Source organism: Marinomonas sp. TW1, from assembly GCF_001625355.1.
Taxonomy (GTDB): domain Bacteria; phylum Pseudomonadota; class Gammaproteobacteria; order Pseudomonadales; family Marinomonadaceae; genus Marinomonas.
In genome coordinates, this window is sequence record NZ_JSEE01000007.1 from 198,328 (window position 1) to 211,949 (window position 13,622).

The following is a 13,622-nucleotide window of genomic DNA, read 5'->3' on the forward strand; positions in this document are numbered from 1 at the left end:
AGTCAATTTATTCACTCGATGAATGTTGGTACTGATGACTATGAAGCTTGCTGACCGCCCAGCGTAAGAACTGATTGGCTTTGCTTGGTGTGATCTGGGCAAAGTCATCCACGGCCGCCGCAATTTGATCTTCTTCAGGGTGTTCTGCCTGATACTGTTTAGCATAGTCCATAGCGGCTTGAGACACTAATACGGGAAGATTGACTTCTTGTTCAAATTGACATTTTTTGTGTTGCTGACAGAACTGAATGAAAGCGTATAAGCCCTCAAAAATTAAACTCTTATACCAGCTAGGGTGAATGTCAGAGGTGAGGTCTTCGACGAGCAAGGCAAAGGTGTCTTCCCCCGGTGTCATGGAATTCAAGGCGCGTTTACAGTCGAGTCGCGTATTGCTTTGTAAGTCGCCAAAGACGATGGTATTGACGTGACTGAGACTTTCCCAAAATTGCAGCAATAGGCTATCAGGCAGCTTGGTAATCATGCCTTGTTCAGAACGCCACTCGAACCAGTCAATGTCTTTTAAAGTGCCCTGAGCGTCTGTGGTGTGGTGGTATCGTAAGCTGGTGGCAACGTGAGCGAATTCATCGTGTTTTTGTTTTAACACATGCTCAAGAGCAAAGTAGAGGGCGCTTGGGGAGACTTTGGCCAATGTGTCATAGATAGGGGCGGAATCCTCTGGATCAAAGTAGCGAGCACACAAGGTCACAAGATTATGAATACGAATGGTGCGAATTCCGGAGAAGAAGTCGGGTTGAGTGCGGATTAAGGTACCTGCGATGGCAATTAATTCATGGCATAAAACCAGACTGATGGCGCTACTAGACGCCTTTCTCATCGCCTCAAGAATGGCATCTTGATGTAAAGGAGAGCTGATTTCTATTTCATTGTCTGGGGTTTCGCCGACAACTAAGAAACGCTGTCTGACGGTAATGTCTGCAATGTAGGTCGCTAAATCCGTGGTGGGCGTGATCAACAGAGCATAAAGTTGCCGAGCGGCACGCCAGTTCTCAGAAATAAGGGTTTGCAAATAGACTTTGTGCAGTACTTTGTATGCAGTCGTGGCTGGCGTTGAATTGGGCAAGGTACTCATCAAAGCGTTACGCTCGCCGAGCAAGGTAAGGCAATGTACGGCTTGATTGAGGGAAGGGGTTTCTGACAACTGTGCCAATAGGTTATCGGTCGTGGCGTGCTCTTGATCAAGGGAAAAGTATTGATCATCATCCGCCAGCGGCCAGCTGCGTTCATGATGACTTAATTGAATACCCAGCTGCAGAGAATCGCTGGGTTTCATGGTAATGACGCGACGATTGCCTGATTTAAATGCGTTTTTAGCGGATTGTGGGATGACGCGATAGGTGTCATTTTCACGCTTTTGCAAGAGTCGAATGAATTCAAACAGTTCATGACTGTTGCTCATTTCACTCATGGCTTCGTCAATTAAAATGGTAAACACCGCGTTGGCTTGGTAATACCAATGATTTGCTAAGCTGGTAAGCTCATTTCGAATGTGGGCTTGGAACAAATCAGGGTCAATCTTACGGTAATCTTTGTCTTCGTTTTGTATCCAAGATAAGCACAAATAATGCTCGTTATTAATGCTAAACGCCTGTGATGTTGCCAAACTGTTGAGGGCGCGATTTGGACGACCTGTTAAGCCGAGGGACGTGGATTCGCCCAAGTGTTGGTAGGTTGTCACCAGTTGTTCCGCAGTAATGGCCTTGAGAGGGGCAATTTCTTCAAGGGTTTGACACAAGCAGCCCGCGTCCATTAGCTTTTGTTTGACTCTGTCGTTTTGCGCCAAAATGACCATGGAGGTGGTGATTTTATGTTTTCTATGTTGAATCTTGTGCAATCCGAGAGGGTCTAAATCATCGGTTTTAATCAGCTCTTCATCCAGCATCTTACCGACAAGGTATAAGCTCTGCGCCCACACCAGAGGTAAATTGTCATTCGGCAAGCGACGTTGCGAACCGGGCTTTTCTTTTTCCGCTAAGATGTTCTCCTGCGGAACATAATAAAGCTCAGGTAAGAGTTTTTGACCGTCTTTTTCAACCATGAGGGTTTCGAGCTTGTGGCGATAATAATTGGCACTTTCCCAATCACGAGCAAACAGACGGTCGATGTACAAATAAGTAAAAAACAGCGGCCACTCTGACTCAATGTGCTCAAAGTTAATGAGCTCATCGTATTCATAATGAATCCGGTTCTTGTCTTCCAAAACAGACTGGTGGCCGTCCAGAAGGAAACGTTTACAACCGTATTCCCCCCCCAATTTATTGAGGATTTCTTGCCGAGTTCGTCGGGTAAGTTTTTCGTCGTTTACGGCAAAGGCGGGAAAGCCAATGATGCTTAAAATAGCGCTATCGACTTCTTTCGAGCGGGATTCTTTCGGCAATAATGATTGCAGAACCGAACCCGCCCGCGCGACAGCATCGGCAAAGGAGTGCACCACGGCCCATTCAGGGCCGTCGTCACCAAACAGGTTCAAACCATCCATGGCTTCCATGGCGGCTTTGGCCATGCCAACGGAACTGGCATTGATTTCAGCCTTGCCATTATTCACCTTGTTACCCCGTTCCCAGATGCCATAATCTGGCGTGCGATAGGTGCGAGAAATGTAATAGATGAGGTTTTGAATAAAATTGAATTCGTCACGAGAAAAAATGATTTTACTGCCGGCCTTGGTCATTTGCGCCATCATCAGCAAATAAAAGCTGGTGGCATCGATCTGTAAATGCCCCCAAGCATCATCGGCAACGGCTTCTAAGCCGGTTTTCGTGTCATATTTGGCGTGTAGGGCGTCTTTTGGGTCAAGGCTATGCTTGAAGGCCTCAACTTTATGGGATTGACGCATCATGGCGAACAGCAAGCCGCGCATCATCTTGATGCAGGCAAACTCCAGTTCATGAGCTCGCTTATCGGTATCGGATGCACGTTTGTAAGCCAAATACAAAGCCCAAACGGCTTGGATGCTATAGACATTATCACGCACCCAGGCGTCGGTATAATTACCATGATTATTGATGCTGGTGCTGGCAGGAAAGAGCCCAGTGACAGGGTGCTGGCGCGATAAAATCACCGCTTGAATGTGTTGATAAAGAGAGTCGAGCGTATCTTGCGTATCGGACGGCATTTCTATTTCTACCCTTTAATAGCGTAATGAAAATAGGAACTCTTCGTACAACCTTTGGATCACTATACCCAAATAAAATGAAACTCACCAATAAGTTAAAGTCGTAAACCGGCCTGTTTGCAAATTATTTATTGATTAAAGAGGATTATTCGGCGTTTGCTAAGACAGAAACGCCAAACAATACGGTTAGGTACTGAATTGATGCACTAACTGACGCAGTTGTGTAGCGCAGTCTTGTAGCTGATCAACCGACGTTCGAATGTCGGTAGAATTGTCGTTGTTTTCCTGACAAATCACCGCAATGTCGCCCAAGGCTTGGTGAACCGTTTGAGAGGATTCGTGTTGGCGGTCTGCCGCCTGACTGATGTGGCTGTTTAATTGCGAAATGGAAATCACCCCATCGGCAATTTCGGAAAAGGCTTGCCCAGCTTCCGCGGTTTGGTTCGCACCTTGGTTGGCTGTACTTTGTGCCGACTCCATCACGCCCACCGCCGTATCGGTTTGTTGTGTTAAACGATCAATCAAACCACCGATTTCGGTGGCGGCCAATTGGGATCTTTGGGCCAGATGACGAACTTCGTCTGCGACCACCGCGAATCCACGGCCTTGTTCACCGGCTCGCGCGGCTTCAATGGCCGCGTTTAACGCCAATAAGTTGGTTTGTTCGGCCACTTCGGAAATGATGCCCAGTCGTTCGTGAATGTGTGTGACTTCTTCTCGTAAGGTTTGTATTTGCTGAGCGGCCTGTCCAACTTCATGGGATAATTGTTGAATGTCTTGATTGGCTTTATCCATCACACCCAAGCCTTGCTTTGAGTGTTGACCAAGTTCTTGTGTTTTATTTTTCGCCTGTTCAGCAATGCCCAATGCTTGTTCTACTGACGTCATGACACTTTGCATTAATTCCGTGGCTTGGTCTGTGTTAGAAAGTTGGCGTGCCACCCCTTCAACGGTTTTTTGTGTCGACTGATTGGTTTGCCCAACAATGTCATCTAGGGTTGCGCTGGAGTGTGTGACGTTGCGTACGATGCTTTGAAAGTCATTCATCATGCTATTGAAGGCTTTCGCCATGGCGCCCATTTCATCTTTGCCGCTAAATTCCACTCGCTGAGTGAGGTCGCCTGAGTGCTGAACGGTCGTCATGGTATGGCACAAACTGGTAACACGCGTAGTAACCATATGAATAATAAACAACGCTGTCCCGCCCACCACTAAGGTTAAAATCCCCACTAGAATGGCGTAGTCCACCAGAGCCACCAAAAAGAAATTGGTGACAGCATCCATGGACGTCGTGGTGATAATCGTTAGTTGCCATGGTTTAAAATCCAAGGCGCTGGCTATCATACGGTGCTCATTTCCCGTTGAATCTTGATAATGAAATTCAATGTTTTGGTGCGCTGTGTCTGATTGTTGTGCCGCTTTTAACGCTTCTTTCAAAGACGCAGGAGGCTGTTGGCCAGTGTATGAGGCTGGTGCGTTGATTAATTCGCGATCATTGTTTGCCAATACCCAAACACGTTGCCCTTCACCATAGCGAAACTCGGATAAGAGGGTTAAGGCGTCTTGCTTTGCCTGTTGTGGGGAGATTTGATTGTTTTCTTGTTGTTGATAAAGAGATAATAGAGACGTATTTACAATGTCGAGAATGTCAGCTGTACGCTCTTTGCGCGCATCCACATGACTGTAAAAAAGCGACGAAAGCGACACCAAAATTAACGCCGTAGTCCCCAATGACATTAGGCCAATGATGGCCCAGAGTTTATAGCGAATTTTGATATCATTTATGCGGTTGAGCATGGTTTGCCTCCGTGCTTCGGCTCTCTTGATTTTGCTATTTAGAATATATTTAGCTAGTAGGATTAATTATTTTTATGATTATTGCTAGCCGATTTTCATGAGCTAGATCATGGTTTTGGCGAATGACCCCGAAAGACCGTTAGAAGGTAAGAAGTAACTTGGAATATGTCACCATTTTGGTTGTGTCATTTTTGTCGGCCACGGTATTGCCATTGGGCTCTGAAGCCTTGTTGTTGTTTTATGCGGCGCAAGAAGCAAACAGTCTGGTGTTGCTCTGGAGCTGGGCAACCATTGGCAACAGTATTGGGGCAGTAACCACTTGGTTACTCGGTGCTTACCTTACTCGTTTTGAAGGACGTCGGTGGTTTCCCGTTGACTCAAAAAAGCGCATAAAAGCAGAATATTACTTTAATCGCTATGGTGTATGGAGTTTGCTCTTTACTTGGCTACCCATTATAGGCGATGGTATAGCTTTAGCCGCAGGTGTTTTTAGAACCTCGCTTTGGTATTTTATCCCCTTAGTAGTGCTTGGTAAGGCTAGTCGCTACGCTTTGATTCTGTGGGGACAACACCTAATATATGCTGGCTGAAGGTACTTTTTGGCTTGCTGATTTTTGGCGGCGATAATGCTCAATTGTAAGCCTTATAATTCGTCTAGATGGAGAGAATGGCAATGGGAATAACGAAAAAACTAATCGTAGTCCAAATGGGATTAGTATTGGCGGCTTGTTCATCAACTGGTGAAAAGAACACCTTCATGAGCTATGAAGACTTACAAACGAAAGTCCGAACGCATGAAGAACAGTGGCAAACAGCCCAAGTTAAGCTAGATAAGATTGATGCGCTTGAGGCTGAAGTGGCTTCCTTGAAGCAAGAAAAGTTAGCCTTAGAAGCGGCCAACGAAATGCCAGACTCTTCGGAATCCACCATGATTGATGTGGATGACAGCATGGCGGCAACCAATGTTGCGCCGTTAGTAGAAACCTCTTCTGAGACAATGGATTCAGACTCATCGTCAATGTCGTCAGAAGCTATGTCCTCAGAAGCTATGTCCTCAAAAGCTATGTCCTCAGAAACCATGCCAGCGGCACCATTGGCCGCGGCGACACAAGATGACATGAACATGGCGCAAGCCGCGCCTTTAGCGTCAACCGAGGTGTCTCAGTCGTCAACACAAGCGACTAGCAGCGCAATGTCGAATGAAGGTTACGGTGTGCAATTAGCGGCCTATTCAAATCGCAATGAGGCGGTGCGTGGTTGGCAGGTGTTAATGAAAAACGATCCGACGGCTTATGATGGGTTAGTTCCTAAGGTTAATCAAAAAGACGTCAAAGGTCGCACCATGTATCAGCTGAAAGTGGGGCCGTTTTTACAAAAATCCTTCAGCGTTGATTTTTGTATGATGCTGAAAGAGAAAGGTAAAGACTGCATGGTTACGCAATACAATGGCGAGGCGTTTTAATCGCTTTAGTCTCCCAATAATTGGGAAGGAAACTAAAAAGGCCGCTTAAATAAGAAAGCGGCCTTTTTTTATGCGTTTTTTCTCGTACTAAATTTTGATCCTACTAACGTGAATGATGGGGCTTTAGCGTGCTAATGGGAAAGGGAAGTCATAGATTTTCCCCTGACCATCCGCAATCTCGATTTGCGTCATCAGCTGATCATCCTCTCGCTTGATAAGACCTTGCTGAATGAAGTTGTTAAGCAGCATTTGCACTTGCTGTTTTACCTGAGGTGAATCGGTAGTAGTGCGCATCTGTTGTGCTAAGTAACGTTCGCCCAAATGGCTTATTAACGTTTCATCGGCTTGTAGATTGGCGTTCACCATCAAGTTCCATAACCAAAAGTTTTGATCCAACAATTGATCGATGCTAACAGGGCCATTAATCTCTTTTAGATGACTGTTCAATGTCGCATTGAAAGCCCCTTCTGCTAGATGACCACTGAATTCGGTCATGTTCAATTCAGGCTTGTGAGACAGCAATTCATCTAGGTTGTCTGTCATGAAAGTAAACAGCGCAATCATGAGTTCGTCAGGGGAAGCATTGCCTTCGGCTAACAAGGCATCAGAAAAGGTTTTGTAATCCAAGAAGAATTGGTTACTTAAATTGGTCATTTCAACCACTAATGCCAATTCATCTGCACTGAACTCTTCTGAGCGAACATTCTCCACGGCATAGCGAGAGATGATTTTCCCCAGTTGGGAGTCTGTATCCAGTAAAGAGGACACTAAAAGTGAGGCCCCGTTGACTTCAAGCTCATTTGGATTGTTTTGTGAACCTAAAGAAAACTGATCAAAGCCAATGCTAATGTCACCATTGTAGAAACCACCAGAAGTTAAGACGTCAGCACCACTTTGAATGTTTAGCGTCAGTTGAGTATTGGTGAGCTGCAATTTGTCATAATATTTGTCTAAATTGAGCTGATCTATCTGGCCTTGGTACGCCATGCTATTAGAAGTGAATTCGCCTTTGCCCTTGTAACCACTGAAGGTGAATTGTCCGTTTGTGATGTCGAAAGCGGGAACCTGATCGACTGATTCAATGTTGCCCATCAAGTCCATGACCACAGAGGCATCGAAAAAGGCTTGATCCTCCGACCAGTTGAGGATCTCGCGCAATGAGTCGCCGGCATAATATGCGTGGACATCAAACAAACCGACAACACCAGCCTCCGACATGAGGAGTGGGCCAAAGTGGGCATCCAGAACCAGATCGGCTTCCAGTTTTTGACCGTATAAATTCGGGTCAATCATACTTAAATCATAGCTTAGGTGTAACACGCTTTTAGACGTGAACCAGCTTTCTTCAAGACTGTCTAAGCTGGCTTCATAGCCAGGCGCTGAGTTTAGGTTGGTCACCAGTTGTGACAGTTGTTCTTGGTATTTTGGTGCAATAAATTTGGGTGCAATGAGACAAGCTGCAAGCAAAACAAATACGAACACAGCGAGGATTTTTTTCACTGAAAATTCCTTTTCATGGGGTTAAATGATGAGCGCAAATCATACCGTTTTGTCGATTTAAAAGAAAACTTAAATCATGTTAAGCAGTTGCCACCAGAGTAAGTTTAAAGGCAATAACAACACACTGGTAAACAAAAAACTCAATAGACACACTTTGGAAACCGCTTTAATGGAGAGTTTACCAAGGGCGATGGCGGTAATGAGTGGTGGTGCTTGATAGGGTAATAGGACATTAGAAAAACCCAGAACTTGGCTCATCAGAACCGCTTGAGTAGACAGCCCGGTGATGTCGGCTAAATGCTCTGCCATTGGGGTCATGATAGCGGGCACCCCTGTTAAGTTAGTGACCACGGCAACACAGGTAGAGATTAAGGTGAGTAAACCAAGATTAATGAAAGACGAATCCGCAGAGAAGGGCACGGCGCTGGTTAAGGTATTGACCAAAATATCCCCTAAACCAGAGTAAGCAGTGATGGCACTTAAGCCGATGACACCCGCTGTGAAAAACAGCGTACCGTATTGGATGTCTTTATCAATGCATTGCTTACTGGTTAAACCGGATGTGGGCCAGAGGCAAATAACGACGGCGATTAAACCAATCCAACCGGGTGAAATATGGTGCAAGGTATCAGTAAACCAAAATGCAAAACAAACGCACAGCACCCAAAGTAAGCGCTTTTCAATTTTGCTCATGACGGTTTCTTCAATCTTAATGGCCAAGTTTTTCTCTGGGTCCTGATCAGGGAATAACCATAGAATGATGCCGACAATTATCACCAGTTTCCCCAAACCTAGCACTGGAAAGTGCAAGGTTAAATATTGCCAATAAGACACAGGGGAATCATAAAGCGCTTCTAACATACCGGCCAACATCATGTTGGGCGCATTGGCTGGGAGAATGGCAAAGGCAGGAGAGAAGGTGCCAAAGGCTGCAGCTAACAGCATACCGGTACGGCCATTCGAACGTTCTTGATAACCAAAATGATCTGCTAAGGTGGCCACGATAGGAATGATCAATACCACGCGACCCACGCCGGAAGGAATCATGAACGCCAATGCCATAGCGAATAACGCAATCTTGATAATGGTGCCTTGATAGCTGTTACCCAGAATACGGGTCAGTAAGAAGGTGGCACGTTGGTTTAGGCCCGAGTGTTTAATGGCGGCACCAAAGACCATACCACTGAACAGCAGCCAGAAGGTAGAAGAATGAAAGCCTGCAAAGATCACCTGGTTAGGGGCCAATTCCGTCGCGGTGGCGAAGGCGAATAACCCTAGAGCTGGTAAATAGGCTGGCACAATCGAAGTGGCCCAAAGGGCAATACAAGCGAACAATAATCCTGCGGTGAGGCTTTGTGCCCAAGTTAAATACAGCTGACTAACGAGTGTTAAACCAATAGCACTAATGATGATCAAATATAAGGGCCAAGATTTACTGACTGGCGACGCTTTATTCGATCCTGAAACACTTGACGTCATCTTATTCGACATAAATAAAGCCCTTTATTATCCTTTGTCTAATTACTCGCAGTGTGCAATGTTATTTTGTGCTTTCAGCTTGAGGTAGTTTGCGAGTGGCGAGGTCATCTCGGCATTCAAGTCTCTAATACGGCTCTCATTGGAGGGGTGAGTTGATAAAAACTCTGGATTTTTACTGTCACCCAGTTTGCTCATATTCTGCCAGAGCTTGACGCTTTCTCTTGGGTCAAACCCTGCCTTGGCCATTAAGTCCAAGCCAATTTCATCGGCTTCCGTTTCATGAGTACGACTGAAGGGCAAAATAATACCGATTTGCGCGCCGATGCCTAGACCTTGAAAAATGGCTTGTTTGGTCTTGCTGTCTTCACCACTTAACTCATAGGTCACTTTCAGCGCTTGGTTTGTCGCCAGTTGCGTCGAAACCCTTTCATTACCATGGCGAGCTAACACATGGCCCACTTCGTGGCCCATCACGGCGGCGAGTTGAGAAGCATTGTCTGCGGTCTTTAATAAACCGGTATAGACGCCAATTTTATAACCGGGTAGGGCAAAGGCGTTGACTTGATCGTCTTCAAATACCCTAACTTCCCAAGCTTGATTACGATACTTGTCTGGTAGCACATTGATAATGCGATCCGCGACACACTCTACTTGCTTAATGTTGGCCTCATTTTGTGTTTGCGGCAGTTCCGCTTTCATTTCCTGAAAAGACGCCACACCCATTTCATCAAGTTGTGAATCGGGTAATAAAATAAGCTGTTTTCTGCCTGTCGGCGATGTGCTGCAAGCCATTAAACTGATCGAAATGAAGACGACTAGACACAAATAGAGCGGTCTAAGCATTCTAAAGACTCCCAAAAATCCTGTGGTTTAAAGCTGACAAACGGCGTGGGCAAACTCGTCGACTTTTTGCCAATCGGTAAATTCTTGATTGGTGGTTGGGTCGGTTGGCCCTTTGGTGACCCACATAATGAAGCGAATCATATTGCGATCAAGGAAACCGTATTGCTGATAATGTAACTTACCGGCAAAAACCCCTTGTAAGCTAGGCTGCCAAGCCAATTGATCAAGTAGCTTAATGATGTATGGATTGGTATGAGGTTCGCATTTTTCAGCCTTGCGAGCGACCAAGTTAACGGTAAAAAAAGCACTGGGTTTGCTTTCGATGACGGCTTTGTTAGTCGTGATAAATTGCAGCAAACTAGGCTGGTGCTTACCGTAGCGGATGCTCGCACCAATCACCAGTTTGTCACATTGAGACAATTGCTCTGCGTTGACTTGATCAAGAGGCAGTAACTGAACTTGCTCACCTGCTTGTTCCATGACCGCTTGCATGGTTTGGCTGATTTTCAGAGTGTGGCCGTCCGTAGTGGAGTAAACAAATAAAATATTCGCCATAAAAGATCAGAAATCTGCCTCATTTAAAGGTAATTGTGCATTTGGGATCTTGTTATAAACATTCCCACTTGCGCTGTCAAAGAGAGTCTTGTTGGTCTTCCGTTTTGATTTTTTCCATGGCGGCTTTTAAATGTGGGTTTTTCTCTTCCAAATATTCTCGCAAACGTTTAATAAAAGCTTGGTTTTCATGGAAGGGCACACCAATTTTATGGGCGTCCGCCACTTCCACCATGGAAACTCTGTCGTGTTGGGCAAACACATCAATCATTTTTTCGGCCGTGTCACGATTCATCCCAAGGGCTTCAAAAGTGGAGCGCCCCATGCGCAAGCTACTGTCATAGGTTTCACGAATTATATCTCGACAACCGTAAGACCATAGGTCGTATACATGATTGTTATCAAAAGCACGGGCAATGATGTGAATGTGTGGATAGTGGTGGTTTACATGCTGCACTAATTGAGTGACTTGTTCAGGGTTATCAATGGCAATAATAAACACACTGGCCTCTTCAATCCCCGCGGCTTTCAATAAATCCGGACGCGTAGCATCACCAAAGTAATGTTTCACGCCAAATTTCTCTAATGCTTGCAAACGTTTGGTGCTGAAATCAATCACGGTAGAATGGAAGTCTGCCAAGCGTAGGATGTTGTCTAGAGTCGTGCCGACACGTCCAGAACCCGCGATTAAAATTTTATGGTCGTCAGGCATCTCATCGAATGGTTTATCACTTTGGTCTGCGGCATAGCGTGGCGCAATGACTTTATCGTAGAGAATAAATAACAGTGGCGTTAACAGCATGGAAATGGCCACTACTAATAGCAGTATGTCGGCAACCGCGTCCGCAATCACACCGTTACTGACGGTGAAAGACAAGAGTACAAAGCCGAATTCACCCGCCTGAGCCAAGCCCAGCGCAAACAACCAACGATTAGAGCAGCGAATGTTAAATGCCCAGCCGAGCAACCAAAGTACGCTTGCTTTCAGCAGAATTAAGCCTAACGTCAGACTAAGAATCAGTAACCATTTATCCGATAACAAGCCGAAATTGATACCAGCGCCAACGGTCATAAAGAACAAGCCCAGTAACAAGCCTTTAAACGGGGCTATGTCACTTTCCAATTCATGTCGATAAGGTGAATTGGCCAGTACCACACCGGCTAGAAAGGTGCCCAATGCGGGAGACAAGCCGACCAAAGACATCAACAGTGTGGTCCCCACGACAAACATCAAAGCCGTCGCCGTAAACAGCTCACGCAGCTGAGCGACAGCGATAAAACGAAAAATAGGGGTAACCAAGTAACTGCCCCCTATGATGATGGTGGCTATAGCGGCGATGATCACTAGCGGTATTTGCCATGAGGCTAAGCCTTCTAATAAGGCCGCGCCATGACTGGCTGTCTCTGCTTCGCCCGCATTGGTCAGCTGTTGCAGTTCTGGTAAGGCTAACAAGGGAATGAGCGCCAACATAGGGATGACCAGAATGTCTTGCGCCAACAACACCACAAAAGAGGATTGACCGCCATCCGATTTCATCAAGCCTTTTTCGGTCAGTGATTGAATGACAATGGCGGTAGAGGACAAGGCCAACACCAGACCAATGGCTAAACTGGTTTGCCAAGGCAAATCGAACAGCATGGCCACCGCCATAATAAAGACAGCACAGAACGCAACTTGTCCCCCACCTAAGCCAAACAGACGGGCTTTCATCGACCACAGTTTTTTTGGATGCAACTCTAACCCAACCAAAAACAGCATCAGCACCACGCCGAGTTCAGCAAAGTGTTGCAGTGACACTATGTCCACATGAAACCAAGACAATAGAGGGCTGATTAACATCCCCGCTAATAAGTAGCCCAGTACTGAACCAAGGCCTAAACGCGAGGCGATGGGAACGGACACCACACCAGCCACAAGAAAGATAAAAGTCAGCAACAACGCGTCAGTCATGAGGGATCCTAATCTGTGAGCATCAAAGGCCGTTCACCTTGGTGGCGAGCAGTACAACAGGACTTTGCCATATTTTTTGCGTCTTTACATTTATTCGACGGAAATTGTTACCGAGCTAATCAGTAAAAATAACCGATGGCAGCCAGCGAAAAAGACACTCAAAATCACCTTGAAAATAAATTTAATTATTAAAAACAATGAGTTATAAGTTTTTTAAAAAGTTGGCACAGGCTTCGCAATATACAGATCACAGCGAATCGGTAAGACATCGATTGCGATGACAAGAGTTCGAATACACACAGCCGATTTGGCCTGAACGATTATTCTTGGACTAGAAATTAAAATGGAGAAAATTATGAGCATCAAACGTACACTTTTAAACACAGCATTGGTTTTGGTAACTGCGGGTACATTGGCCGCATGTGGTCAGGATTCAGAAGAAAAGAACGCAGTGGAAGACTCTTTATCACAAGCCGGTGATGCAGTAGAGCAAACCATTGACGATGCAGGTGATGCGCTAAACAGTGCGGGTGAAAGCGTACAAGGTTCTATGGACGACGCCGGTGACAGTCTAGAAAGTACGATGACGGATGCAGGCAACGCCGTGGAAGATACGTGTGAACAAGTTAAAGAGAAAATGGACAGCAAAGACACGGATTGCTAAGGCCAAATGGAAAAAGGGCTCGTTTGAACTGACCCCATAAAGTTGGACTCTGTTCTAAGCGGCTTTACAAGGCCTGATTCCGATACGCTATCGGACTCAGGCCTTTTAGTTTCTGCTTAATTCGATCGTTGTTGTAATACTCGATGTATTCCTTGATTGCTTCAATCAGCTCATCAGCATTGTTAAACTTTTTGTTATGGTACATTTCTGTTTTTAGGATGCCGAAAAAGTTCTCAGCTAC

At 45.7% G+C, this 13,622-nt stretch carries 11 protein-coding genes; 3 read left to right on the top strand and 8 right to left on the bottom strand.

Translation table 11 applies throughout. The features are described 5' to 3' along the window. Positions 1 to 7 precede the first annotated feature (7 nt). Both OA79_RS08375 and OA79_RS08380 read right to left on the bottom strand, forming a co-directional pair. Positions 8 to 3,133 carry a glycoside hydrolase family 15 protein gene (locus OA79_RS08375; RefSeq protein WP_063332766.1) on the bottom strand — a complete coding sequence of 1,042 codons (3,126 nt, stop codon included), beginning with the start codon at positions 3,131 to 3,133 and terminating at the stop codon, positions 8 to 10. 186 nt (positions 3,134 to 3,319) lie between these two features. Further along, positions 3,320 to 4,930 (bottom strand): methyl-accepting chemotaxis protein, encoded by a 1,611-nt coding sequence (locus OA79_RS08380; RefSeq protein ID WP_063332767.1) that lies wholly within the window; start codon positions 4,928 to 4,930, stop codon positions 3,320 to 3,322. 158 nt (positions 4,931 to 5,088) lie between these two features. On the opposite strand from OA79_RS08380, the gene OA79_RS08385 reads away from it, so the two are divergent. Together OA79_RS08385 and OA79_RS08390 are read left to right on the top strand one after the other, a co-directional pair. Then, positions 5,089 to 5,520: a YqaA family protein gene (locus tag OA79_RS08385; RefSeq protein WP_063332768.1), complete on the top strand. Its 432-nt coding sequence runs from the start codon at positions 5,089 to 5,091 to the stop codon at positions 5,518 to 5,520. An 83-nt stretch (positions 5,521 to 5,603) separates the two neighbouring features. Continuing rightward, positions 5,604 to 6,392, top strand: a complete 789-nt coding sequence (locus tag OA79_RS08390) for an SPOR domain-containing protein (RefSeq protein WP_063332769.1) — start codon at positions 5,604 to 5,606, stop codon at positions 6,390 to 6,392. Between the two features lie 123 nt (positions 6,393 to 6,515). Here OA79_RS08390 and OA79_RS08395 read toward each other — a convergent pair whose 3' ends face one another. The 5 genes from OA79_RS08395 to OA79_RS08415 all read right to left on the bottom strand — a co-directional run bounded on the left by OA79_RS08395 (position 6,516) and on the right by OA79_RS08415 (position 12,717). Beyond that, positions 6,516 to 7,892 carry a YdgA family protein gene (locus OA79_RS08395; RefSeq protein WP_063332770.1) on the bottom strand — a complete coding sequence of 459 codons (1,377 nt, stop codon included), beginning with the start codon at positions 7,890 to 7,892 and terminating at the stop codon, positions 6,516 to 6,518. 69 nt (positions 7,893 to 7,961) lie between these two features. Then, positions 7,962 to 9,383: an SLC13 family permease gene (locus tag OA79_RS08400; protein ID WP_063332771.1), complete on the bottom strand. Its 1,422-nt coding sequence runs from the start codon at positions 9,381 to 9,383 to the stop codon at positions 7,962 to 7,964. A gap of 30 nt (positions 9,384 to 9,413) precedes the next feature. Beyond that, positions 9,414 to 10,214: a M48 family metallopeptidase gene (locus OA79_RS08405; protein WP_063332772.1), complete on the bottom strand. Its 801-nt coding sequence runs from the start codon at positions 10,212 to 10,214 to the stop codon at positions 9,414 to 9,416. Positions 10,215 to 10,241: 27 nt separating this feature from the next. Then, positions 10,242 to 10,769: a menaquinone-dependent protoporphyrinogen IX dehydrogenase gene (gene hemG, locus OA79_RS08410; RefSeq protein ID WP_063332773.1), complete on the bottom strand. Its 528-nt coding sequence runs from the start codon at positions 10,767 to 10,769 to the stop codon at positions 10,242 to 10,244. A gap of 76 nt (positions 10,770 to 10,845) precedes the next feature. Beyond that, a complete protein-coding gene (locus OA79_RS08415; RefSeq protein ID WP_063332774.1) occupies positions 10,846 to 12,717 on the bottom strand; it encodes a cation:proton antiporter domain-containing protein in 1,872 nt (623 codons plus the stop codon). A 355-nt stretch (positions 12,718 to 13,072) separates the two neighbouring features. Between OA79_RS08415 and OA79_RS08420 the strand changes: the two genes are divergently transcribed. Further along, on the top strand, positions 13,073 to 13,381 hold the full coding sequence (locus OA79_RS08420) for a hypothetical protein (protein WP_063332775.1): 309 nt from the start codon (positions 13,073 to 13,075) through the stop codon (positions 13,379 to 13,381). Positions 13,382 to 13,445: 64 nt separating this feature from the next. Here OA79_RS08420 and OA79_RS08425 read toward each other — a convergent pair. Then, positions 13,446 to 13,622, bottom strand: a 177-nt coding sequence (locus tag OA79_RS08425) for an IS3 family transposase (protein WP_156486236.1), incomplete at its 5' end; no start/stop codon positions are given.

Coding starts and splice junctions, on each gene's coding strand:
- OA79_RS08375 (WP_063332766.1), bottom strand. CDS start 3,133: ATGCCGTCCGATACGCAAGATACGCTCGACTCTCTTTATCAACACATT.
- OA79_RS08380 (WP_063332767.1), bottom strand. CDS start 4,930: ATGCTCAACCGCATAAATGATATCAAAATTCGCTATAAACTCTGGGCC.
- OA79_RS08390 (WP_063332769.1), top strand. CDS start 5,604: ATGGGAATAACGAAAAAACTAATCGTAGTCCAAATGGGATTAGTATTG.
- OA79_RS08400 (WP_063332771.1), bottom strand. CDS start 9,383: ATGTCGAATAAGATGACGTCAAGTGTTTCAGGATCGAATAAAGCGTCG.
- OA79_RS08405 (WP_063332772.1), bottom strand. CDS start 10,214: ATGCTTAGACCGCTCTATTTGTGTCTAGTCGTCTTCATTTCGATCAGT.
- hemG (WP_063332773.1), bottom strand. CDS start 10,769: ATGGCGAATATTTTATTTGTTTACTCCACTACGGACGGCCACACTCTG.
- OA79_RS08415 (WP_063332774.1), bottom strand. CDS start 12,717: ATGACTGACGCGTTGTTGCTGACTTTTATCTTTCTTGTGGCTGGTGTG.
- OA79_RS08420 (WP_063332775.1), top strand. CDS start 13,073: ATGAGCATCAAACGTACACTTTTAAACACAGCATTGGTTTTGGTAACT.